This window comes from Massilia violaceinigra, from assembly GCF_002752675.1.
Classification (GTDB): domain Bacteria; phylum Pseudomonadota; class Gammaproteobacteria; order Burkholderiales; family Burkholderiaceae_D; genus Telluria_A; species Telluria_A violaceinigra.
Window position 1 is genome coordinate 6,349,936 of sequence record NZ_CP024608.1, and the last position, 22,745, is coordinate 6,372,680.

At 62.2% G+C, this 22,745-nt stretch carries 18 protein-coding genes and 2 pseudogenes; 12 read left to right on the plus strand and 8 right to left on the minus strand.

The genetic code is table 11. The annotated features are described in order from the left end of the window. Positions 1 to 103: 103 nt before the first annotated feature. From CR152_RS33690 to CR152_RS35120, 4 genes and pseudogenes are all read right to left on the minus strand, one after another. Positions 104 to 280 carry a hypothetical protein gene (locus tag CR152_RS33690; protein WP_167399956.1) on the minus strand — a complete coding sequence of 59 codons (177 nt, stop codon included), beginning with the start codon at positions 278 to 280 and terminating at the stop codon, positions 104 to 106. A 95-nt stretch (positions 281 to 375) separates the two neighbouring features. Continuing rightward, positions 376 to 534, minus strand: a complete 159-nt coding sequence (locus CR152_RS33695; RefSeq protein ID WP_167399957.1) for a hypothetical protein — start codon at positions 532 to 534, stop codon at positions 376 to 378. Positions 535 to 963: 429 nt separating this feature from the next. Further along, positions 964 to 1,476, minus strand: coding sequence for a hypothetical protein (locus tag CR152_RS34440; RefSeq protein ID WP_229413650.1), 513 nt, complete (start codon positions 1,474 to 1,476; stop codon positions 964 to 966). Positions 1,477 to 1,660: 184 nt separating this feature from the next. Continuing rightward, positions 1,661 to 1,891: pseudogene (locus CR152_RS35120) on the minus strand (M12 family metallopeptidase); the annotation flags it as partial. 366 nt (positions 1,892 to 2,257) lie between these two features. Between CR152_RS35120 and CR152_RS27275 the strand changes: the two are divergent. After that, positions 2,258 to 3,337 carry an N-acetylmuramoyl-L-alanine amidase-like domain-containing protein gene (locus tag CR152_RS27275; protein WP_099880240.1) on the plus strand — a complete coding sequence of 360 codons (1,080 nt, stop codon included), beginning with the start codon at positions 2,258 to 2,260 and terminating at the stop codon, positions 3,335 to 3,337. 127 nt (positions 3,338 to 3,464) lie between these two features. Here CR152_RS27275 and CR152_RS27280 read toward each other — a convergent pair. Continuing rightward, a protein-coding gene (locus CR152_RS27280) for an IS3 family transposase (RefSeq protein ID WP_370663850.1) occupies positions 3,465 to 4,870 on the minus strand; the annotation gives its coding sequence in 2 pieces (ribosomal slippage) (positions 3,465 to 4,496 and positions 4,499 to 4,870; 1,404 coding nt in all). Positions 4,871 to 5,852: 982 nt separating this feature from the next. Here CR152_RS27280 and CR152_RS27285 point away from each other — a divergent pair. Further along, a complete protein-coding gene (locus CR152_RS27285; RefSeq protein ID WP_099882835.1) occupies positions 5,853 to 7,268 on the plus strand; it encodes an FAD-binding oxidoreductase in 1,416 nt (471 codons plus the stop codon). A 175-nt stretch (positions 7,269 to 7,443) separates the two neighbouring features. Here CR152_RS27285 and CR152_RS27290 read toward each other — a convergent pair whose 3' ends face one another. Further along, positions 7,444 to 7,968 (minus strand): hypothetical protein, encoded by a 525-nt coding sequence (locus CR152_RS27290; protein WP_099880242.1) that lies wholly within the window; start codon positions 7,966 to 7,968, stop codon positions 7,444 to 7,446. A 144-nt stretch (positions 7,969 to 8,112) separates the two neighbouring features. Here CR152_RS27290 and CR152_RS27295 point away from each other — a divergent pair. After that, positions 8,113 to 8,713: pseudogene (locus tag CR152_RS27295) on the plus strand (IS5 family transposase); the annotation flags it as partial. Positions 8,714 to 8,719: 6 nt separating this feature from the next. On the opposite strand, the gene CR152_RS27300 reads toward CR152_RS27295, so the two are convergent. Together CR152_RS27300 and dnaK are read right to left on the minus strand one after the other, a co-directional pair. Continuing rightward, positions 8,720 to 9,370: a glycoside hydrolase family 19 protein gene (locus tag CR152_RS27300; RefSeq protein ID WP_099880245.1), complete on the minus strand. Its 651-nt coding sequence runs from the start codon at positions 9,368 to 9,370 to the stop codon at positions 8,720 to 8,722. A 109-nt stretch (positions 9,371 to 9,479) separates the two neighbouring features. Further along, complete coding sequence (gene dnaK / locus CR152_RS27305; protein ID WP_099880247.1) at positions 9,480 to 11,417, minus strand: molecular chaperone DnaK; 1,938 nt, start codon at positions 11,415 to 11,417, stop codon at positions 9,480 to 9,482. 545 nt (positions 11,418 to 11,962) lie between these two features. Between dnaK and CR152_RS27310 the strand changes: the two genes are divergently transcribed. The 9 genes from CR152_RS27310 (at position 11,963) to CR152_RS27350 (ending at position 22,649) form a co-directional block, all read left to right on the plus strand. Beyond that, on the plus strand, positions 11,963 to 13,888 hold the full coding sequence (locus tag CR152_RS27310; protein ID WP_099880248.1) for a polysaccharide biosynthesis protein: 1,926 nt from the start codon (positions 11,963 to 11,965) through the stop codon (positions 13,886 to 13,888). A gap of 88 nt (positions 13,889 to 13,976) precedes the next feature. Next, positions 13,977 to 15,305, plus strand: a complete 1,329-nt coding sequence (locus tag CR152_RS27315) for a nucleotide sugar dehydrogenase (RefSeq protein ID WP_099880250.1) — start codon at positions 13,977 to 13,979, stop codon at positions 15,303 to 15,305. A 22-nt stretch (positions 15,306 to 15,327) separates the two neighbouring features. Next, positions 15,328 to 16,389 carry a Gfo/Idh/MocA family protein gene (locus CR152_RS27320; RefSeq protein ID WP_099880252.1) on the plus strand — a complete coding sequence of 354 codons (1,062 nt, stop codon included), beginning with the start codon at positions 15,328 to 15,330 and terminating at the stop codon, positions 16,387 to 16,389. A 2-nt stretch (positions 16,390 to 16,391) separates the two neighbouring features. Continuing rightward, the gene (locus tag CR152_RS27325) at positions 16,392 to 16,997 is read left to right on the plus strand and encodes an acyltransferase (protein WP_099880254.1); all 606 of its coding nucleotides are present in this window, start codon (positions 16,392 to 16,394) and stop codon (positions 16,995 to 16,997) included. Between the two features lie 25 nt (positions 16,998 to 17,022). Next, entirely contained in the window at positions 17,023 to 18,138 is a 1,116-nt protein-coding gene (locus tag CR152_RS27330) for a DegT/DnrJ/EryC1/StrS family aminotransferase (protein ID WP_099880256.1), read from the plus strand. 13 nt (positions 18,139 to 18,151) lie between these two features. Continuing rightward, positions 18,152 to 19,402 (plus strand): lipopolysaccharide biosynthesis protein, encoded by a 1,251-nt coding sequence (locus CR152_RS27335; protein ID WP_099882837.1) that lies wholly within the window; start codon positions 18,152 to 18,154, stop codon positions 19,400 to 19,402. Further along, positions 19,399 to 20,613 carry an O-antigen ligase family protein gene (locus CR152_RS33325; protein ID WP_157778767.1) on the plus strand — a complete coding sequence of 405 codons (1,215 nt, stop codon included), beginning with the start codon at positions 19,399 to 19,401 and terminating at the stop codon, positions 20,611 to 20,613. Before CR152_RS27335 ends, CR152_RS33325 begins: the two co-directional genes overlap by 4 nt. Further along, entirely contained in the window at positions 20,570 to 21,721 is a 1,152-nt protein-coding gene (locus CR152_RS27345) for a glycosyltransferase (protein ID WP_099880259.1), read from the plus strand. Before CR152_RS33325 ends, CR152_RS27345 begins: the two co-directional genes overlap by 44 nt. A 223-nt stretch (positions 21,722 to 21,944) precedes the next feature. After that, on the plus strand, positions 21,945 to 22,649 hold the full coding sequence (locus tag CR152_RS27350) for a hypothetical protein (RefSeq protein WP_099880261.1): 705 nt from the start codon (positions 21,945 to 21,947) through the stop codon (positions 22,647 to 22,649). Positions 22,650 to 22,745 lie beyond the last annotated feature (96 nt).

The following is a 22,745-nucleotide window of genomic DNA, read 5'->3' on the forward strand; positions in this document are numbered from 1 at the left end:
AATTTGCACTGGCGTGCCGGCGGATTGTACTTGATGAGTGACGGACAACAAAAAACCCGCAGCGTTGCCGGTGCGGGTTGTCGGTGCTGCGGTCAGGCGGCGATCAGGCAGGTGGCAGGAATGCCTCTGGCGCTGGCTGATTGCGGACCTGGTTGCGGTACTTGGAAGCGGCGATTGCTTTCTTGATGGCTTCACGCGCGATGTTGGTGCGCTTGATGTCTTTTTTCTCGGCTTTGCCACGATGCTGGGCTTCGTCTTTGTTACCGATTCGATTTGTCATGTGAGACTCCTGTGTTGATGTTTTTAGGATTATGGTAGAGCGGTGCTACAGAAAAAATAGGACAAAGTGCAAGATTCTTGTAGGACAGGAGGAGGTCAGCTGCGGCGCTGGGCCAGCTTGAAGCCTGGAAGCAGCAAAGACCATCCAAGCTCGCGCCGGATTTCTTCCGGCGATGGCGGCGGTTTGGGATCACACGAGCGGCGCTGAAGGTATTCGCGCACGAGGTGCTTGGGTGGCTGGATAATGGCAGGCATGATGACCTCCGCGTCGTTCTGTTGATCAAGGCCAGCGCGATACTTGGCGCAGGCATGAAGAATTGGTGCCGATCCTCGAGGCGACCGGCTAACCTGCTGAGGAGGTGTCACCTTTGGACTTTGCCGCTGGCCCCTCACTCACACAGCTTCATCTTAAGGGCTGGGCGGCAACTCAACCGTTCGTTGCCGCACACTTGCGCGAAAATTAGCATCAAGATCGTGGCGGCGAATCACAGAGCGCCCGTACCTGAAGGCGCCACGCGATGACGCACTGTTACCGGCTGCGCTATCGCTGCGCTGCAATGAACGGCGCGGGACGCCATTGGTCGCCTCATCCGCGCCATGGTGATGCCAGGTCTGGCGGGCGACGCGCATGATCGTGCGAGTCGATTCAGGCTTTTGCCGCCCCGCTGTCTGCGCCACGCGGTGTCAGCTGATGCCGACCGGTCCTTGCCACGCACCACCGCCGTGGACCCACATTACCTTCACGACGCCATTACCGTCCACGAAGAGCGCGTCGAGCTGATTCGTGCTGCCCTGATAATGCAGGGCCACTGGCGTACCCGGCCGCGCGGTGTCGGTGGGCGTCAGTCCGGCCGGTCCTTGCCACGCACCACCGCCGATCACCCACATCACGTTCACGACGCCATTGCGGTCCACGAACACGGCGTCGAGCTGATTGGCATCGACCTGATAATGCAAGGCCACTGGCGCGCCGGCTGGTGCGGTGTTGGGCGGCGTCAGTCCCACCGGCCCTTGCCACGTGCCACCGCCGATGACCCACATCACGCTCACGACGCCATTGCGGTCCACGAACACGGCGTCGAGCTGATTGCCATCGACCTGATGGTGCAAGGTCACTGGCGCACCCGGTGGGGCGGTGTCGGGAGGCGTCAGTCCCGCCGGTCCTTGCCACGCTCCGCCGCCGATCACCCACATCACGTTCACGACGCCATGGCGCTCCACGAACACGGCGTCGAGCTGATTGCCTCCACATCACGTAAACGGCGCCATCGGTGCCGACGAAGACGCAATCGACCTGCGTGTCGCCCTGGCGTTCGAAGGCCAGCCATGAACCCTCCGGCACGACGGGCGTGATGGGAAATTCGCATCCCACCATCTGCCGCCCTCCGACGCGGCCCACCGCGGAAAAGCATTCGTCGTTCCTGACATTGAAAATGAGGACGTCGTTTTCGTCTGTATGTTCCACGAAGCGCACCGGCGCCACATTGCTCCAGTGCGCCATCGCCGTGGTGATCTGTTGGCGCCCGATCTGGCTGATTGCAGCGTCGATGGAATATGGCACGACGCCATTCGGCCACCGCGTGATACGACGGTCATTACGGATATTTCCCATGATAATTCCTTTGTGTTATTTCCATCTGCAATGACGACGTCGTTCGGTGCGCCTGGATGGTCACTCCAACGTATCGAAGCCATCAGCGACATGCAAGGCAGACCTGAGCGCTAGTTGAGCGCTCTCTAGCGTGTTTCCGTTCTTTGCCGGGCTTTTTCGTTGTGGCATCGGCTTGCCCCATGTTGCGCAGCCGTGTTCCGACAATGACAGGCGGGCCACGACATCGCTGGTGTCATTTCATCTATCAAAGTGGGCAATGCCGGATCGGCAAGCCTGCAATTTCCTTGTGTTCGCGCAACACATTTCCATTGTCAAACACCGTGCCAGAGGTTAGCGTGTCGCTTTAGCGTTCAATATTGGTTTCCAATGCGTCTTGCTCCCCTCGTTTTGCTCAGTGCCGTCCTGGCTGGTTGCGCAAGCGCGCCACCCGCTCCCCCTGTCGTGGCGCCGGTTGCCGTGGCACCGCCGCCGGCTGCACCGGCACCGGTGGCGCTGCCAATACCCGAGCCTGTCGCTGCGGCGCCGCTGGCCCCTGCCGCAGCGCCGTTCGACCTCGCCACCTTGCAGCGCAAGCAGATTTATCAGATGACGCCGGCCGAAGTCGGGCGTTACATCGCTTATATGCATACCGCCGAACCGGACCTGCGCAAGCGCATTGCCGCGATCGGACGCAAGAATATCGGCCAGCCGTATGTGCTCAATCTGTTGGGCGAGTATCCCTATGAGCTGCACGACAACTTGCCGATGTTCAGCCTGCAGGCGAGCGACTGCGTGGTGTTCGCCGAGCACACGTACGCGATGGCGCTGAGCCAGTCGTGGGAAGAATTTTTCTGGATGCTGCAGCGCATCCGCTACAAGGATGGCGTGATCGGCGTGGCAACGCGCAATCATTACACCGAGGTGGACTGGAATATCAATAATGCCTGGCTGGTGTCCGACGTCAGCGTGCTGCTGGCCGGACCCGATGGCCCGGTGTATGACATGAAGATCGACCGCACGGCTTTTCTCAAGATGCGGCATAACACGGCCAGCAATATTCCCGTGCAGCTCAGTCAGGAAGCGTATGTGACCAAGGACAAGGTGGCAAGCGTGGTCGGGCAATTGCAGGATGGCGACCTGGTCAACGTGATATCCACGCGCGGGGGCAAGTTCTGGGCCTCGCACGTCGGCTTCATCGTGGTGGATGCCAGCGGGCAGCGCAATTTCCTGAACTCGGCCGAGCCGCAGGTACGCGAAGAAAGCTTCGAGGCATTTTTTGCGCGGACGGCGGCGCGCGAGGAGCGCAGTGGCAAGAATGGACAAAAGCTGGCGGGGTTCAAGTTCTTGCGCTTGAATGACCATATCGTGGTGCCGCCGGCCGCCCCCCAGCCACGTCCGGGCGCGCCGGTGGCGGCGGTGGCGACCGCCACAACGACGGCGGCCATCAAAGGCCAGCTGGCGCGGTGACGCGCTGATTGTAAAACCGGCGACAGACACGGATGGCCTTGCCGTAAGTGCCAGCGCCCCCGCGCCCGGAGCGTGTCAATGATTTTGAAACACCATATTGAACTTGTGAGAGTCTAAATCTCGGGTTTCAGGCGGCCTTTTTCTCAGTGGCCGGTGGGTTGATCCAGGCTGCAGTTGGCAGTCTTTGCGTCTGCGGCATGCGGTGCTTGAAACGATTCGGCGTGCGCTGGAAGGCGTCCGCCAGAGTGGCTTGGCGTTGTTTGCCCACTTCGGCCGCGCGGCCCGTGTGGACGCTCTCAGGCGTCATCATGGCGATGCCGGAATGGCGATGCTGGTGGTTGTACCACGTAAAGAACGTGGCGCAGTGAACGCGCGCATCGGCCAGCGATCCGAAGCGTGCAGGAAACCCCGGCTGGTACTTCATGGTCTTGAACTGCGCCTCCGAGTACGGATTGTCGTCGGAGACGTAGGGCCTGCTGTGGGACTTGACGATGCCCAGGTCTGACAGCAGCGTCGCTACCGGCTTGGAACGCATGCTGCTGCCCCGGTCGGCATGCAAGGTCAGCGTGCCTGGCATGATGTCTTCCTTCGCGGCGGTGTCGGCAATGAGTTGCTCTGCCAGTTCGGCGGTTTCCTGCTCGGCCACCATCCAGCCGACGACGTAGCGGCTGAAGATGTCGAGGATGACATACAGATGGAAACACGTTCCTCTGACCGGGCCCTTCAGTTTGGTGATATCCCAGCTCCAGACTTGATTGGGCACCACGGCCAGCAGCTCCGGTTTGGCGTATTCAGGATGACGCAACTGGTTGCGGCGCTCGCGCACGGCAGCACATCCTTGCAGCAAGCGGTACATGGTGCGCACCGAAGCCACGTAGCGTCCTTCGTCGAGCAACTGGGCGTGGATCGCTGCCGGCGCGCAATTGGCGAAACGAGGGCTGTTGAGCACGTCGAGCACGACGCGGCGCTCCAGCTCCGATAGCGCCAGCGGTGGCCGCCGCGCGGGTGCTGCGACGCAAGCAAGCGGCAGCGTGCAGACGCGGCGCGCGGCGCGGTCCCGATACAGGGCGCTGCGTGGCAAACGCAAGGCCCGACAGGCAGCGGCGACGCCGACGCGATCAGCCAGGTTGTTGGCGGCGTCGATCACTTCGGCTCGCTCAGTCTGTCGCTGGTACTCAGTCCCAGCAGAGTGGAAAGTTTTTTTTGGACGTCGATGATCAGGTCCGCCTTGACCAGTTTGGCACGCAGGCGCTCGACCTCTTTTTCCAGTTCCAGCACGCGCCGCGTTTGCGCGGCGGCGGGATCTGCTTTCGGCCCGCGCTTGCGCTCCAGTGCTGCCGCTTCTCCGACGGCTTGACGCTGCTTGCGCCATGTCGCCAAATGCGACGAGTAGATGCCCTCACGCCTGAGCAATGCGCCGATGTCACCTGGTGCCGCGCAGGCATCGGCGGCGGCCAGAATGCGCAATTTCTCGGCTGCGGAAAAGGCACGCCGCTTGGCCGTCGGGACTACCTCCGGATCGGGGCGCTGCACTTCGGAGGACGCTACGTCTTTCCTGTCATGGGAAGTTGCTGGGGTGCTGATTTTTTGCTTTCTGTTGTGCATGTTGGGAACCTACCGCTGTACTTTAAATTAATCGGGTAGGTGTCTCAAGTTATATTGACACAGGGGGGCCGAGGCCGCATTCAGCGGGGGCGGCGGCGCCGCGCTGGCGAAAGCCACACTCGGCTCCCGCCCCACTTCAGCCCCGCCACACTGCCCGCGTACGCGCCATCGAGCGGCGGCGCTCGGCCAGTCCCACCGTGCCGCCGTTGATGCGCGTCGTTATCTCCACGATTTAGAGTGCCTAACAAAACCGGTCACTTATCCTGAGAGCAACAACGGCGTACATTGAGCCACTGCGACCTGCCGCTTTCGCTCAGGAGCTGCCATTGCGCTGTTGGAGGCCAAGCCGGATCTCAACTTGGAACTGGAATGATATGACCCAACACATGGCGTGTTTCTCTCAGCATTGTCGCGTTGGACTCGAAGACACCCGACGAGTAATCGCCCCGCCCTTGCAATGCTGCGCAAACAAGGAAAAAAATAAGTGACCGAAGAACAAAATCGCTTGGCATCGCTGCGAGAAATTGTAGACCAACAACTTGAACTCGTTACGCTGAGCCTGCATGTCGCCACACAAGGGCCAACATCCTTCCGGGGTGAGTCATTGGAGTGCCACCTTGGTGAACTGAAGCTCACAACTTCCCAGCACATTGCCATGTGTGCTGGGCAATCCGTGACGACAATCCTGCGGTTTGAACGGGCGCTGGTCCAATGCGAACCTGGAAAAAATCCGCTATCGAGCAGGTATCAACCAACGCTACCCAATGGAGCACTTTCTCGAACTTGAAACATGAGGACAATGCGCTGAGCGGCCGGGTAACGATTCGGTGCTAGAGTGGCCTCCTTCACCACATTGCAAGCATGCGCGGCGCCGGTAAACAGCGCATCCTGCTTGCTACGCCCAATGTTTATGTCGACGACTCGCCGCACTTTCCTAGCCCAGGCATTAGGGTCTGCGGGGCTGCTCTCACTCTGCCACGTTTCGGTGCTGGCCCGTCCTACGTTCCGGATCTCCAATGTCAGCCAGCTGTACCCCGTCGAAGTAGCCCGCATCGTCGTCCCGTTGTCTACCGAAGAAGTGGCGCGTGAAGTCTTGGGATGGACAGGAAAAGTGGCAGTCGGCGGGGGACGATACAGCATGGGCGGCCAGACTGCTGTCGCCCTTGGGTTGCACCTCGACATGCGGCGGATGAATCGGTTACTGCACTTTGACCCGACAGCGCGCACGGCGCGGGTACAGGCAGGCATGACCTGGCGCGACCTGCAAGACACACTCGATCCCGCTGGACTGGCGGTGAAAAGCATGCAAAGCTTTTCGAACTTCACGATTGGCGGCGCCGTCTCCGTCAATGCGCATGGGCGATACACTGATACCGGTCCGGTAGGGAGCACGGTGCGATCGCTGCGCCTTGTGCTGGCCGATGGTTCGATCATCGACGCGAGTGCCAATGAAAACATCGAACTATTTCGCGCCGCTATCGGCGGATATGGCGCTGTCGGCGTCATCACTGAGATTGAACTTGAGTTGACGGAGAACTGCCGTATCGAACGCCTGGTTGTGCCGCTCAAGCTGGCAACCTATCGTGCGTACTTCACCCGTCACGTGCGCGATGCGGCCGATGTCATTATGCATAACGCAGACCTTCTACCGCCTCGTTTCGATCAACCAGTAGCCGTCTCGTGGCGCCGCACCGGCAAAGCGCTGACCGAATCGGCGCGCCTGGTCCCACGCGGCCTGTCCTATCGGCTTAGCCAAAGCGCGCTACAAGTGGCCACCGAGGTGCCGGGTGGTGATCTCTTGGTCCGACACGTATTGCATCCTCTGTTTCGCTCGCAAGGCACGGTAAAGTGGCGTAACCACGAGGCCAGCCTGGACGTGCGCGAACTAGAGCCACCATCCCGCGCAATTTCCACTTATGCCCTGCAGGAATACTTTATCCCAGTAGTTCATTTCGAGTCCTTTACCCGAGCAATGGCAGCGCTGATCCTTCAGCATCGTGCGCAAGTGTTGAGCGTATCTGTGCGACACGCAAACCCTGATCCAGTTCCACTTCTGCCATGGGCTAAAGAGGAAGTATTTTCGTTCGTGGTGTACTACAAGCAAAAGACCAATGCAGCTACATGTGCCGCCGTGGGTGAGTGGACGCGGGCAATGATCGAGATGGCATTGCGCTATGGCGGACGGTACTATCTCCCCTATCAGTTGCACGCTACGAGAGCCCAATTTGCACTCGCATATCCCGAAATTGAAGCGCTCCGACGCTTGAAGCGGACGGTGGACCCTGATGGAAAATTCTCAAACGCGATGTGGGCGAAATATCTCTGATTGGGCGCCGACCGAATCCCTACATATCTCGCTTAGCTTGAGCTATTCCAGCTTGACGATTGAAAGGTGAATTTCTGTTCAGGGCGGTATCGGCCGAGGCTGTCACCGCAGCGCAAGCGTCAAGTACAATTGGCAGGAATCGGCCAATAGAGGACGGTCGTGGGCCAGCGCCCGCTTACGCATCTTCGACAGGAAAACCGTAGTGCGGCAACCTGTCATCCGGCAACCAAGGCCAGTCCGAGCGCCTTGCAATAGCTTGCCTAGCAGCAATGAATTCCTGTTCGGTCAGGAACATCCCGAAAAGATCGTTGCCGCCATTGATTGCGTAAAAATGGTAAGTAGAAGCCTCGAGACTTGCATTCACGATCTGGAAAAAGGCAACCGTGGCACGCTCCCAGCCATCGTTGTTCTGCTTACCGCTCTCCAGCACCTCCCAGATTACAAATTGCCTGCCACCGGCTTCAACGGTGTACCCAAGACCATCGTTGCTTTGGACCTCAGTGACTTTAAGTGGTGCCGCAGAATACTCCTTAAGCCGGGGCAACAACTCACTATAAGAGGTCAGGATACCCTGCTCCGCCAAACTTTCCGCGTCCAAAGTTACTAGCTGCTCGTAGTCCAGTGGGTTTACTGACACAGGCGGGGATGCTGGCTGGCTGACGCCCCACAGGCTTTTCAGGAGATCGACAAGTCGTTTCATACTTTGATTATAACGGGGTGGTTTGCTTATCTGGGCATCGTCCGGCCAAGTAAAAGCCGCCCGAGCAATAGGACTGCTTTGGGGCGGAAACTGTCATACGTGCCCGCGGTCCGCGCTAAGATGACGGCCGTATTCCCAGACAGACGTCGCCTTCACGAATGGATGCGAGCAGGTGTTTGGCAGAGCGTCCACGAGGCGCTCCTGCGGCGGCTCCGAGAGTATGACCAGATGTGGGATCGAGCCTGCATTGACGCAGCCAGCGTGCCGGCACCGGCTGGTGGCGAACATACTGCCCGAAACCCGACTGATCGCGGCAAGCTCGGCTGCAAACACCATTTACTGGTAGATCAGCGTGGACTGCCGCTGGTAGCCCAAATCACAGGGGCGCAGGTCCATGATTCGCGCATGCTCATCCCTCTCCTGGAATCGATTCCGGCTGTTAAAGGGCTATCCGGCCGCGCGCGCAAACGTCCAAGTCAGCTACATGCTGATCGAGCCTACGCTTCAAGAGCACATCGGGCCTGGCTGCGCCGGCGAGGAATCTCAGCACGGATCGCACGCTACGGCGTCGAGTCACGCGAAGGGCTTGGCCGATGGCGTTGGGTTGTTGAACGCACCCTCGGGCGGCTACACCGTTTTTCGCAGACTGCGCATCCGTTATGAACGGCGAGCCGACATCCACCAGGCCTTTCGTTCGCTAGCCTGCTCACTCATCTGTTGGAGGTACGTCGAGAGGTTTTGTTAGGCGCTCTTAGCCCCGCCACACTGCCCGCGTACGCGCCAGCCAGCGGCGGCGCTCGGCCAGTCCCGCCGTGCCGCCGTTGATGCGCCTCGTTATCTCCACGACATCGTCGTCATCCGCCGCCTCGTTGCAGCCTTTCGCGACCCAGATGGCAGCCGCCGCGCCCAGGCACCAGCGGGCCGACAGCACCGCGTCGGGGTCGGCAACAAAATCCGGGGCCGACGGATAGCCCGTTCTCAACGTCGCCGTCGCCTGTGCATAGCTGTCCTTTCCAGTCAGCTGCAACAATCCGCGACCGCGGTACAGGTAGCCGTCGCCGGGAAGGTCGTTACCCAAACGGCCGCCGTACACCGCGTTGGCGAGCCGGACTTCATCGTTGGCGTACAAGGCCGGATCCAGCGGCCCACGCGGCAAGAAACGCTGCGGCCATACCTTGGGCAAACGCTGCGCGCTGTAGCGCAGGTTTTCCACCGCACGCGCGAGGGCGACGGTTTCATGCAGCACCTGCGCCATGAAATGGCTTACCCGCAATGCTGACGCGGCGATGCCGAAATGAACCAGGAAATGTTGCTCCATGCTGAAGGCGGTGCGGTAGACGGGGAGCGCGCGCGGGGCGAGCTGCTCGACCTGGCCGAGCGTGATAACGACGGGCTCGGCCATGGCGGGCTCCTTCGCGGTGCGGTAGCTCCCATCGTATTGACTCTGCCGCCGCCGGACACCAAGCGTATCAAATGATGGGACGTTAGCGCCCAGCCCTTCCTCATCGTCTTCAGCTCCCACCCACCTCCCGGAAATCGGCATCGACCACGTCGTCGCCCCGGCCCGCGCCCGCCTGCCCGGAACCGGCCTGCGCACCGCCCTGCTGTCCCTGCCCCGCCCCGTCGCCTTGCTGCTGGTACAGTTTTTCGCCAATGCCCTGCGCCGCGGTGGAGAAGGCTGCGATGCGTGTGTCTATCTCGTCCTTGCTGCCGGTAAGCAAGGCGGCGTCGAGGCGGTCGATGGCTGCCTGGATGCGCTCGCGCACCGGGGCGTCCAGGCCCGCGCCATGCTCGTCGAGTTGCTTGCGGGTTGCATGGACCAGCGCATCGCCACGGTTGCGGGCGTCGGCCAGTTCGCGCGCGCGGCGGTCTTCGTCGGCGTGGGCCAGCGCGTCCTGCACCATTTTCTGGATCTCGGCTTCGCTCAGCCCCGAATTGGCCTTGATGGTGACCTGGTTGGCCTTGCCGGTAGCCTTGTCCACCGCGCTGACGTGCAGGATGCCGTTGGCGTCGATATCGAAGCTGACCTCGATCTGCGGCATGCCGCGCGGCGCCGGCGCAATGCCGACCAGATTGAATTCGCCCAGCAACTTGTTGCCCGCGACAATTTCGCGTTCGCCCTGGTAGACCTTGACCGTCACGGCCGGCTGGTTGTCGTCGGCGGTCGAGAACACCTGGCTGAATTTGGTGGGAATGGTGGTGTTGCGGGGGATCATTTTGGTCATCACCCCACCCAGGGTTTCAATGCCGAGCGAGAGCGGAGTCACGTCCATCAGCAGCACGTCGGAGCGCTCGCCGGAGAGCACCGCGCCCTGGATGGCCGCGCCTACCGCCACCGCCTCGTCGGGATTGACATCCTTGCGGGCGTCGCGCCCGAAAAATTCGCGCACCTTTTCCTGCACCTTGGGCATGCGCGTCATGCCGCCTACCAGGATGACGTCGCCGATCTGCTCCCTGGCCAGGTTGGCATCCTTGAGCGCAAGCCGGCACGGCGCGATGGTGCGGTCGATCAGCTCGTCGACCAGGGCTTCCAGGGTCGCACGCGACAGACGCAGGTTGAGGTGGGCCGGGGCGCCGCTGGACATGGCAATGTAGGGCTCGTTGATGTCGGTCTGCTGGGTCGAGGACAGTTCGATCTTGGCGCGCTCGGCCGCGCTCTTAATGCGCTGCAATGCAATCGGGTCGCGCCCCAGGTCGATGCCGCTGTGCTTCTTGAATTCGGCGATGATGTGGTCGATCACGCGCTGGTCGAAATCTTCGCCGCCGAGGAAGGTGTCGCCATTGGTGGACAGCACCTCGAACTGCTTGTCGCCTTCCAGCTCGGCGATCTCGATGATGGAGATGTCGAAGGTGCCGCCGCCCAGGTCGTACACGGCCACCTTGCGGTCGCCGCGCGCGGCCTTGTCGAGGCCGAAGGCGAGCGCGGCGGCGGTCGGTTCGTTGATGATGCGGCGCACTTCCAGGCCGGCGATGCGGCCGGCATCTTTCGTGGCCTGGCGCTGGGCGTCATTGAAATAGGCGGGCACCGTGATGACGGCGTCGCCGACGGGCCCGCCCAGATAATCCTCGGCCGTCTTTTTCATCTTGCGCAGCACCTCGGCCGACACCTGCTGGGGCGCCAGGCGCTTGCCGCGCACTTCGACCCAGGCGTCGCCATTATCGGCGCGCACGATCTTGAAAGGCATCAGATGGATGTCTTTCTGCACTTCCGCCTCGTCGAACTTGCGCCCGATCAGGCGCTTGACGGCGAACAGCGTATTTTGCGGATTGGTCACCGCCTGGCGCCTGGCCGGCGCCCCCACCAGAATTTCGCCATGGTCCTGGTAGGCCACCACCGAGGGCGTGGTGCGCGCGCCCTCCGCGTTCTCGATCACCCGGGCCTGGCCGCCTTCCATCACGGCGACGCAGGAGTTGGTGGTGCCGAGATCGATACCGATGATCTTGCTCATGTCCTCCTCCGTGGATGAGTTTGCCAACGCGCCCCCCAGACGTGCGCGCGCGGTCACATATAAATAGACCGCGCGCCCGCCAAAACGCTCCCGCTAACGTTCGCGGACACGATCTATATCAAACTTAGCGGTTTTCACGATAGGCATCTCGGCCGAGTCCGATTGCCTTATGCCGCTCATTCTCGCGCGCTTTCCCACAGGTCGTCGGATAATCCTTCACTTCCCCCTCCAAGCCGCCATTAATAATATTTCCAATTGCAACTGATTCTAAATACCAATCAAATCCGGTTAGCAATTTTTACGCTAAGTCAGCCGTTGACGATTATCAAATCAACCACATCAAGCCGGCAGGATAATAAACTAACACGTGGAAAGTGCTCTAAGCCGCCGCGTGACGCTGATTATAAAGACGTGAATACGTGAATACGCAGCACCAGTATTTCATGATATTCGCCATCTAAACCCAAGCTATTTCATTCTTCAATCCCGCCATGCAGACCCCCATTACAAATCCGCTTAGCCAATTCTGTACCGGATTGGTCACCATGAACCGGACTGCCAAAATCGCGCTGATGGTCATGGTCGATCTGCTCGCCCTGCCGGCGTGCTTTCTGGTGGCCATGCTGCTGCGGCTGGGCGACACCGCATCGGCGCTGCAGTACCCGGCCGCCTATCTGCTGGTGCCGCTGCTGACGGTCGGCGCATTTTCGCTGTCGGACCTGTACCGCGCCGTCATCCGCTTTATCGACCAGCGCATGCTGGCCGTGACCGGCTTCACCCTGGCGCTGGCGACGCTGTCGGTGTACCTGATCATGGTCGGCATCAACTACGACACGTTCCCGCGCAGTGCGCTGGTCATTTACTGGTTTATCGCGTTTTCCTACGTGCTCACCTCGCGCATGACGGTGCGCAATTTCCTGCGCAAGCAGATGAACGACGCGCCCGCGGCCGACCACGCGGTGGCCATCTACGGCGCCGGCGAGCCGGGCGCACAGCTGGCGCTGACAATGCGTACCAGCAATCAATACCGCCCCGTATGCTTTTTCGACGACAAGCGCGCATTCAACGAGCGCACCATCGCCGGCCTGCGCGTGTTCCATACGGAACGCCTGGCGGACGCGGTGCGCAGCCTGGGCGTGCGTTCGGTGATCATCGCCCTGCCCTCGGTATCGCCCCAGCGCCTGCGCGACATCATGGAGCGCCTGGCGCTGGCCGGCGTGAACACGCGCATCCTGTGCCGCCTGCTCGACCTGGCCGACGGCGCCACGCCCCTGCAAGCGGTGCGCGACCTCAAGTTCGAGGACTTGCTGGGCCGCAAACCGGTGCCGCCGCGCACCGACCTGGTCGACCGCTGCGTGCGCGGCAAGCGCGTGCTGGTGACCGGCGCCGGCGGCTCCATCGGAAGCGAGCTGTGCCGCCAGATCGTCACCCTGGCCCCGGCCCACCTGCATCTGGTCGACCATTCCGAATTCGCGCTGTACACCATCCGCCAGGAATTGCTGGGCCGGCATCCGGAGATGCGCATCAGCGCGCACCTGGGCTCGGTATGCAGCGCGCGCCTGGTCGAGCGCATCCTGCAGGAAAACACCATCGACACCATCTACCACGCCGCCGCCTACAAGCATGTACCCCTGGTCGAAAGCAACATCGTCGCCGGCCTGCGCAACAACGTGCTCGGTTCACAAGTGATCGCGGCCGCCGCCGCCAAGTTCAAGGTGCGCACCTGCGTGCTCATTTCCAGCGACAAGGCGGTGCGCCCGACCAACATCATGGGGGCGAGCAAGCGTATCGCCGAACTGATCTTCCAGGCGGCCGCCACCACCCACGGGACGGACACCACCTTTTGCATGGTGCGTTTTGGCAACGTTCTAGGCTCGTCGGGCTCGGTGATTCCCCTGTTCCAGCGCCAGTTGGCGCATGGCGGACCGCTGACGATTACCCATCCGGACGTGTCGCGCTATTTCATGCTGATCGCCGAGGCGGCGCAACTGGTGATCCAGGCCGGCGCCATGGCCGAGGGCGGCGACGTGTTCGTGCTCGATATGGGCGAGCCGGTCCGCATCGTCGATCTGGCGCGCAGCATGATCATGATGTCGGGACTGACCGAAAAGACGGCGCAGAACCCCGAAGGCGACATCGGCCTCAAGTTCGTGGGCCTGTTTCCCGGCGAAAAACTGTACGAGGAATTGCTTACGGAGGGAAAGGTTTTTCCCAGCGACCATCCGCGCATCATGCGCATGAAAGAACACGCGCTCGATCCCGGCGTGCTCGACACTTATATTACCTGCCTGATGCTGGCTTGTAATACCCACGATCGCGGCATGATCGAATCGATGGTCAAGGCAATTGTGTCCGAATATACGCCGCAGCCGCATGGCGCGCCAGTCCAGCGTTCACCGGCGGCGGTGGCCCCGCCCGATAAAAACCGGCCCGCACTATTACGCAGTTTCTCGCCCGACCGCATCGAATAAATAAGGTCCGGCATAACCAAGATCGGCCCGTAACGCTTTCCGGCGCCTGATCCGGATTTACCCAATTTTCAGTACGGAGATAATATCCATGCGCGACCAACATGCAAGCCGCCATTTAGTGCAGTTAATCGAGAAACTCGATCAACGCAGCGCTGTCATCGGCATTATCGGGCTGGGCTATGTGGGCTTGCCGCTCAGCCTGCGCTATGCCCAGGCCGGCTTCCGGGTGCTCGGCATCGATATCGATCCGGCCAAGGTGGCGCGCCTGAACGCCGGCGCCAGCTACATCGAGCATATTTCCGCTACCGCCATCGGGGCGGCGCTGGCGGCCGGCTTCGAGGCCACCAGCGACTTTGCGCGCGCGGCCGAGGCCGACGCCCTGATCATCTGCGTACCGACCCCGCTCAACGCCTACCGCGAACCGGACCTGTCGTTCGTGCTGGCCACGGCCGACGCCCTGCTGCCCCACTTGCACGCCGGCCAGGTGGTTTCGCTCGAAAGCACCACCTACCCCGGCACCACCGACGAGGAACTGCGCCCGCGCATCGCTTCACGCGGCCTGACCGTCGGCGACGACATCTTCCTGGTGTTTTCGCCGGAGCGCGAAGACCCCGGCAACCCCGATTACGAAACGCGCACCATTCCCAAGGTCTGCGGCGGCGACACGCCGGACTGCCTGCGCGCCGGCATCGCGCTCTACAGCCCGGCAATCGACCAGGTGGTGCCGGTCAGTTCCACCCGCGCCGCCGAACTGACCAAGCTGCTCGAAAACATCCACCGCGCCGTCAACATCGGCCTGGTCAATGAAATGAAGATTATCGCCGACAAGATGGATATCGATATCCACGAGGTGATCCGCGCCGCCGCCACCAAGCCGTTCGGCTTCACGCCCTACTATCCGGGGCCCGGCCTGGGCGGGCACTGCATTCCGATCGACCCCTTTTACCTGACCTGGAAGGCGCGCCAGTACGGCCTGCACACCCGTTTCATCGAACTGGCCGGCGAAATCAACAGCGACATGCCGCATTGGGTCATCGGCAAGCTGGCCGACGCGCTCAACGAGCGGTCGCGCTCGATCCGCGGCAGCCGCGTGCTGGTGCTTGGCATCGCCTACAAGAAAAACGTCGAGGACATGCGCGAATCGCCGTCAGTCGAGCTGATGGAAATCCTGCGCGCCAAGGGTGCCCTGGTCGACTATTCCGATCCGCACGTGCCGGTGTTTCCGCCCATGCGAGAACACCATTTCGACCTCGCCAGCGTGCCTCTGACGCCAGCGTCGATCGCGTCCTACGACGTGCTGCTCTTGGCCACCAGCCACAGCGCCTTCGATTACGCGCTGATACAGCAGCACGCCGCCTTGATCATCGACACGCGCGGGGTCTACCTGGACCGGCTGCCGAATGTCGTCAAGGCTTGAACCTTCGATTTGGAGAGTGATCATGCACTATTTCCCGCCCCCCGTTCTCGACCGCCGCATCCGCTTTGCGCTGGTCGGTTGCGGCCGTATTGCCCACAACCATTTCAATGCCATCGTCCAGCACCAGGACCGTTGCGAGCTGACCGGCGTGTGCGACATCGACCCGGTGGCGCTGGCCGCGGCCAGCAAGCGCACCGGCGCGCGGCCCTACCGCGGCCTGGGCGAGATGCTGGCCAAGTGCAATGCCGACGCCTTCATCATCTGCACCCCGTCCGGCCTGCATCCGGAGCAGGCGGTGCAAATCGCCGCCAGCGGGCGCCACGTGATCACCGAAAAACCCATGGCCACGCGCTGGGAAGACGGCAAGCGCATGGTGGCCGCCTGCGACGCGGCGGGTGTGCGCATGTTCGTGGTCAAGCAGAACCGGCGCAACGCCACCTTGCAGCTGCTCAAAAGTGCGGTCGATAAAAGGCGTTTCGGGCGCATCTACATGGTCAACCTGAACGTGTTCTGGACCCGCCCGGACGACTATTACAACAGCGCCAAATGGCGCGGCACCTGGGAATACGATGGCGGCGCCTTCATGAACCAGGCCAGCCACTACGTCGACCTGATCGACTGGATCGTCGGCCCGGTCGAGAGCCTGCAAGCCTACACGGCGACCCTGGCGCGCGATATCGAGGTCGAGGACACCGGCGTCATCAGCCTGCGCTGGCGCAACGGCGCGCTGGGGTCGATGAACGTGACCATGCTGACTTATCCGCGCAACCTGGAAGGCTCGATCACCATCCTGGGCGAACGCGGCACGGTGCGCATCGGCGGCGTGGCGGTCAATGAGGTGCAGCAATGGGAGTTCGCCGAACCGGACGAGGACGATGCGCGGGTGCACGACGCCAGCTACCAGACCACCTCGGTCTACGGCTTCGGCCATCCGCTGTATTACGACAATGTGATCAAGGTGCTGCGCGGCGAAGCCGAGCCGGAAACCGATGGCCGCGAGGGACTCAAGTCGCTCGAAGTGCTTATTGCCGCCTACAAGTCGGCGCGCGACGGCAAGCGCGTGGCCTTGCCGCTGGAGTACTGAACATGGACCAGGCCATCATTGAAGCGAGCGCCATCGTCGACCCCGGCGCCACCCTGGGCGCGGGCACCCGAGTCTGGCACTTCTCCCACGTGTGCGGCGGCGCGCGCATCGGCGCGGGCTGCTCGCTGGGGCAGAACGTGTTCGTCGGTAACGACGTGCTGATCGGCGACCGGGTCAGGATCCAGAACAATGTGTCGGTGTACGACGCCGTAACCATCGAGGACGAGGTGTTCTGCGGCCCCAGCATGGTGTTTACCAACGTCTGGAATCCGCGCGCGGCCATCGTGCGCAAGGATGCCTACCGGCGCACCCTGGTGCGGCGCGGGGCCAGCATCGGCGCCAACGCCACCATCGTGTGCGGCGTCACCATCGGGCGCTATGCATTCATCGGCGCCGGGGCCGTGGTCACGCGCGACGTGCCCGATTTCGCGCTGATGGTGGGCGTGCCGGCGCGCCAGAGCGGCTGGATCGGGCGCCATGGCGAGCGCCTGGCCCTGCCCATGGGACAGGACGGCGAGGCCACCTGCCCCCATACGGGCGAACGCTACCGGGTGCGCGGCGGGGTGTGCACCCTGGCCGGCGAGCGCGCCTCTTTATTGATCGATTGACCTGCCAGCGAACGGACCGACCATCATGGAATTTATCGACCTCAAAGCGCAATACCAGGCTGGACGCGAAAACATCAATGCCCGCATCCAGGCCGTGCTCGACCACGGCCAGTACATCATGGGACCGGAAGTGGACGAGCTCGAAGCGCGCCTGGCCGCGTTTACCGGAGCCAGGCACTGCATCACGGTGTCGTCGGGCACCGAAGCGCTGCTCATTTCGCTGATGGCGCTCGGCGTCAAAGCCGGCGACGAAGTCATCACCACGCCGTTTTCCTTCATCGCCACGGCCGAAGCCATCGTGCTGCTGGGGGCCACGCCGGTGTTCGTGGACATCGATCCGGCCACCTGCAATATCGATCCTACCCTGATCGAAGAAAACATCACGCAGCGCACGCGCGCCATCATGCCGGTATCGCTGTACGGCCAGCCGGCCGACATGGAAGCGATCAATGCGATTGCGTACCGCCATGGCTTGAGCGTGATCGAAGACGCGGCCCAGAGCTTCGGCGCCACCTACGGCGGCAAGCGCAGCTGCAATCTGTCGGCCATCGGCTGCACCAGCTTTTTCCCCAGCAAGCCGCTCGGCTGCTACGGCGACGGCGGCGCCATCTTCACCAGCGATGCCGGGCTGGCCACGGCCATGCGCGAAATCCGCGTCCACGGACAGTCGCAGCGCTACGTGCATACGCGCATCGGCGTGGGCGGACGCATGGATACCTTGCAATGCGCCATCGTGCTGGCCAAGCTCGACAATTTCGACTGGGAACTGAAGCAACGCGCGCGCGCCGCCGCCAGCTACGATGCCCTGCTGTCGGGAAAAATCGGCAAGGTGGCGCGTCCGCGCGACCGCAGCAGCGTGTTTGCCCAGTACACGGTGGTGGTGGACGAGCGCGACCGGGTGCGCGCCGCACTGCACGAGGCCGGCATTCCGACCGCCGTGCATTATCCCGTGCCCATGCATCTGCAGCCGGCCTATGCGCGCTGGAGCGCCCCGGACAGCGCGCCAGTCGCGCAAGCCATGGCCGCCAGGGTGCTCAGCCTGCCGATGGGTCCCTACCTCGACGACGACAGCATCGGCCAGGTGTGCGCGGCGCTGCTGCGCGCCACGGGCAGCGGCGCGGCATCGTGCCGGCAGGATTGACGTGGACACGGCCATGACAGCGCGGCTACCGGCCTACTGGCGCAATGTGATGACCGTGCTCGGCGGCGCGCTCGGGGCCCAGGCCCTGCCGCTGCTGGCGGCGCCCCTCATCACCCGCCTGTGCACGCCGGCCGACGTGGGCGCGTTCAGCGTCTGGCTGGGCGTGGTGGCGGTGGCGGCCATCGGCGCCACGCTGCGGCTGGAAGCGGCGATGATCCTCGACCACGAAAGCGAGGCGCAGCGCACCTGTTTTTCGGTGGTGGCCTACAGCGCCAGCCTCACCGCCATCCTGATGAGCGCGTGCGCGGTACTGGCGCGCCTGCTGGAGCTGCCCATCGCCGCACACCTGTCGTGGCCGGCGCTACTGACCCTCGGCCTGGCCACCTGGATGACGGCCTACATGCAGACCACGTTGGCCTACGCCACCTCGCGCAATGCCTTCGGCAAGGCCGCGCGTGCGCGCATCTGGAGCGCGGGCGGGATCGCCCTGGCGCAGGTGGGCCTGCTGGCGGTGGGCGTGGGCGGCGTGGCCCTGATCGCCGGCCAGCTGATCGGGCTGGCGGCGGGCTTGCTGGCCGCCATCCTGCTGCTGGCGCCGCCCCAGGCATGGCCGGGCTGGCGCCTGGACGATGGGCAGCGCCGCTACCTGCGCCGCCACGACAAGTTCTGGCGCTTCTCGCTGCCCTCGAACCTGCTCAACGTGATCGTCGGACAATTGCCGCTGCTGATGATCGGCGCGCGCCACGGCGCCCTGGCGGCCGGCCTGTTCGCCCTCACCCAGCGCGTGCTGGGCGCGCCGATTGCGCTGCTGGCCTCATCCGTGCTGGAAGTGTTCAAGCGCCAGTCGGTGCATGACTTCCAGACCCAGGGCAATTGCCGCGATGCCTACCGTTACACCTTCAAGGCCCTCGTGCTGCTGGGCATCGGCCCCTCGCTGGTACTGCTGCTGTTCTCGCCGCAACTGTTCGCTTTCGTGTTCGGAGAAAACTGGCGCGCCGCCGGCGAGCTGGCGCAAATCCTGGCGCCGCTGTACTTCCTCAATTTCATCGCCAGCCCGCTGAGCTATGTGTTCTTTGTCGCCGGCAAGCAGAAGATCGACCTGCTGTGGCAGGTGGCGCTGTTCGTGATGACGGTGTCGGTATTCGCCACGCCCGGCACCTTGCAGCAAAGCGTGCTGTGGTATGCGGTCGGCTACTCCCTGCTCTATTTTGTCTACTTGCACATGTCGTACCAGTGCTCGCAAAACCGCATGGCGGCCCTATGAAACCGATCGCGCGCACCACGGGACACGAGCAGTGGGCCGGCATGCTGGCCTTCTTTGCGTTGTTTCCCGGCTTCTTCTTTTATCACACGGCACTGGGGCTGGGAAAGATTCCGGCCGTACTGGGCGGCTATTTCGCGTCGGTATCGCTGCTGCTCTTGCCCATGCTGTTTTTCTTTTACGCGGCCAAGGTCCGGCGCGACTGCGATTACCTGGGCAAGAGCGATGTCGCTTTCTTCCTGTACCTGGCCTACTTCGCGCTGATTGTCGCCGTCAATGCCGTGGCCGGCGGGAATACGCTGATCGTCACCAATCATGTGCTGGGGATCATCTTCATGTTGAACGTGTTCTTCGCCTTCCGCCTGTGCGACCCGGGCCGGCGGCGCTTTCGCCAGATGGCGCTGGGCAGCCTGCTGGGCATGTCGGCCATCGTGTTCACCTACGCCGTCGATGGATCGTTCTACCTGGCGCCGCTCGGCACGGCCAGGAACCCGGAGAGCCTGGCCTCGTACCAGGGGTTTTCGCGCTCGTATTTGTTTACCTTTGCGGTGGCCATCGCGTACACCCGCTCCTTGCCGCTGCGCGTGTTGCTGTATTGCCTGGCCGCGCTGACCCTGTTCATGAATACGGCGCGCAGCGAATTTGCCGCCATGCTGTTCATGATTCCCATCATCGAGCTGTATCACGCGCGCCAGAGGTTGTTAATGACCTGCGTTTTTATCATCCTGTTCCTTGTGATGTTCTCCAATCTGGAGCAACTATTGGCCATGCTGCCCAATAACCGGGTACTCGAACTGCTTGATTTATCACATTCGACCTCGGCCAACAAGCGCCATCATCTGAGCGCGTATGCGATGAATACGATCGCGCAGTTTCCGCTGTTCGGCGACTACGCCAGTTATTCGCCGGGCCTGTATTCGCACAATGTGCTGTCGGCCTGGGTCGATACCGGCCTGTTCGGATTTCTGTTTGTGCTGAGCATATTGATCGTGCCCGCGATTCCCATGTTTTTCAAAGGATATTTCGCACGCCAGCGCTCCGGCGAATTCATTCTGGGTTTTTCCTTTTGCTGCATCACGCTGCTGCTCCTGATTACCTCGCATTATTTTACCGACATGCTCATCGGCGCCACCATGGCGGCGTATTCATCCTACCGGTATGGAATGACACATGCTCTCAATCGCACATCTGACCTCGGCCCATCCGCGCCGTGACACCCGGATCTTCGTCAAGCAATGCCGGACGCTGGCGCGGCAAGGATATAAGGTCACCCTGGTCGTCGCGGACGGCCTCGGGGACGAACGCGACAGCGGCGTCCACATCACCGACGTCGGGCATCACCCGGGCCGCCTGGGACGCATGCTGCTCAGCACGCGCCGCGTCTTGCAGCGCGCGCGCCTGATCGATGCCGACGTTTATCACCTGCACGATCCGGAACTGATTCCCATCGGGCTGCGCCTCAAGCGCCAGGGCAAAATCGTCATTTTCGACGCCCATGAAGATTTGCCGCTGCAAATACTAAGCAAGCCCTACCTCGCGCCATCCCTGCGGGGCTTGCTCGCCAGCACATGCGCCGCCTATGAACGCCACGCCTGCCGCCGTTTCGATGCGATCGTTGCCGCAACGCCGTTTATCCGGGATAAGTTCTTGCAGATCAACCCGAACACGGTCGATGTCAACAATTACCCGATGCCCGCCGAATTCGACGCCGATGCCCCGTGGGGCGAAAAACAGCAGGAGGTGTGCTACGTCGGCGGCCTGTCCGCGATGCGCGGCATCGGCGAGCTGGTCAACGCAGCGCAGTTGCTGCAATCGCCTGCCCGCATCACCGTGGCCGGACGTTTTTCGGAGGAGACGCTGGAAAACGCCCTGAGCGCACTGCCCGGCTGGCAGCGCCTGAATCGTCCGGGCCACCTGGACCGCGACGGCGTGTGCGCGCTCATGGCGCGCAGCCTCGCCGGCCTGGTGACCCTGCATCCCGAACCCAATTACCTTGAGGCCCTGCCCGTCAAGATGTTCGAATATATGGCGGCTGGCATTCCCGTCATCGCCTCCGACATCCCCCTATGGCACGTAATTATCCAAAGTAATCAATGCGGCGTGTGTGTCGATCCGTTCGATCCGGCCGCCATTGCCGCCGCCATCGATTATTTCGTGCGCCATCCGCACATCGCCCGCCGCATGGGACGCAATGGCCGGCGCGCGATTCTCGAAAAATATAACTGGCCGGGCGAGGCGGAAAAACTGATCAGGCTTTATCAGGAGCTGCAAGCGCCGGCGGGGAATCGGCGCATTGCCGACCGCCACGGCGCATCCGGATAGCTCTGCGTGTCTTCACCGAAATAAGAACCTGCAGCACCCCTGATGAATAACAAAGAAGCGCGCTTGCGCCGTATCGACTTACGCAACTTCAAATACCCTCCCGCTTCATCTGGCTACAGTAAGAAAAGCCCGAACCATTTCCGGCCAGGAGGCGCAAGACTTAACGCGCCTGGCACTTAAATCAACCAACAAGAAAAGGCGGTTTCAAGCCGCGACGACTGCTATGAAAAGCCTACTCTCCACCGTTTCGAATCACGTTGCCACCGTCAGGCAAGTGCTGCGGCTTCCTGTCGCGCATTTATATTTCGACCTGGCCATCGCCCCCGTCAATGTGCGCTCGACCTACCGGTATTACACCAAGCGCCATCCACGCTACAAAATCATCCAGCACAAAAGCTGGGGCGCCGCGCTGATCGACCTGCAGCGTTTCCAGGGGCGCAGCGACTATGTCGACAGCATCAAAGGCAAGAACTGGGGCGCCCACCACATCAAGCGGGCGCGCTCGCGCGGCTACACCCTGGCGCGGATCGACCGCAACGACCATGTGGATGCCATCCACGCCATCAACACCTCGGTCGAGGCGCGCCAGGGGCGTCCCATGGACCAGCATTACCTTGCAAAACAGCGCTGCTACGACAAGCTGAGCAACTTCACCTACTACGGCGTGCTCGATTCCGACGGCAAGCTGGTGGCATACGCCAATGTCGGGCACTACGGCAATTTCCATGCATTCGAGCAGCTCATGGGTTACCGCAACAACGACGGCATCATGCATTTGCTGGTGGGCGACATTGCAGCCGAGCTGATCGACCAGGGCCTGGCGCGCTACCTGATGTACGACACCTACTACGGCGCCTTGCCCGGGCTGCGCCAGTTCAAGACCGTGCTCGGCTTCATTCCCCACCGCGCGATTTACCACCTCCGATGAACCAACGTGTCCGACGCCTGTACGGCGATTACCTGATGCCGTCGCGCCTGCCTGAGTCGAGGCCCTGCGCGCGCTGCGGCATCGCCTGCGAAACGC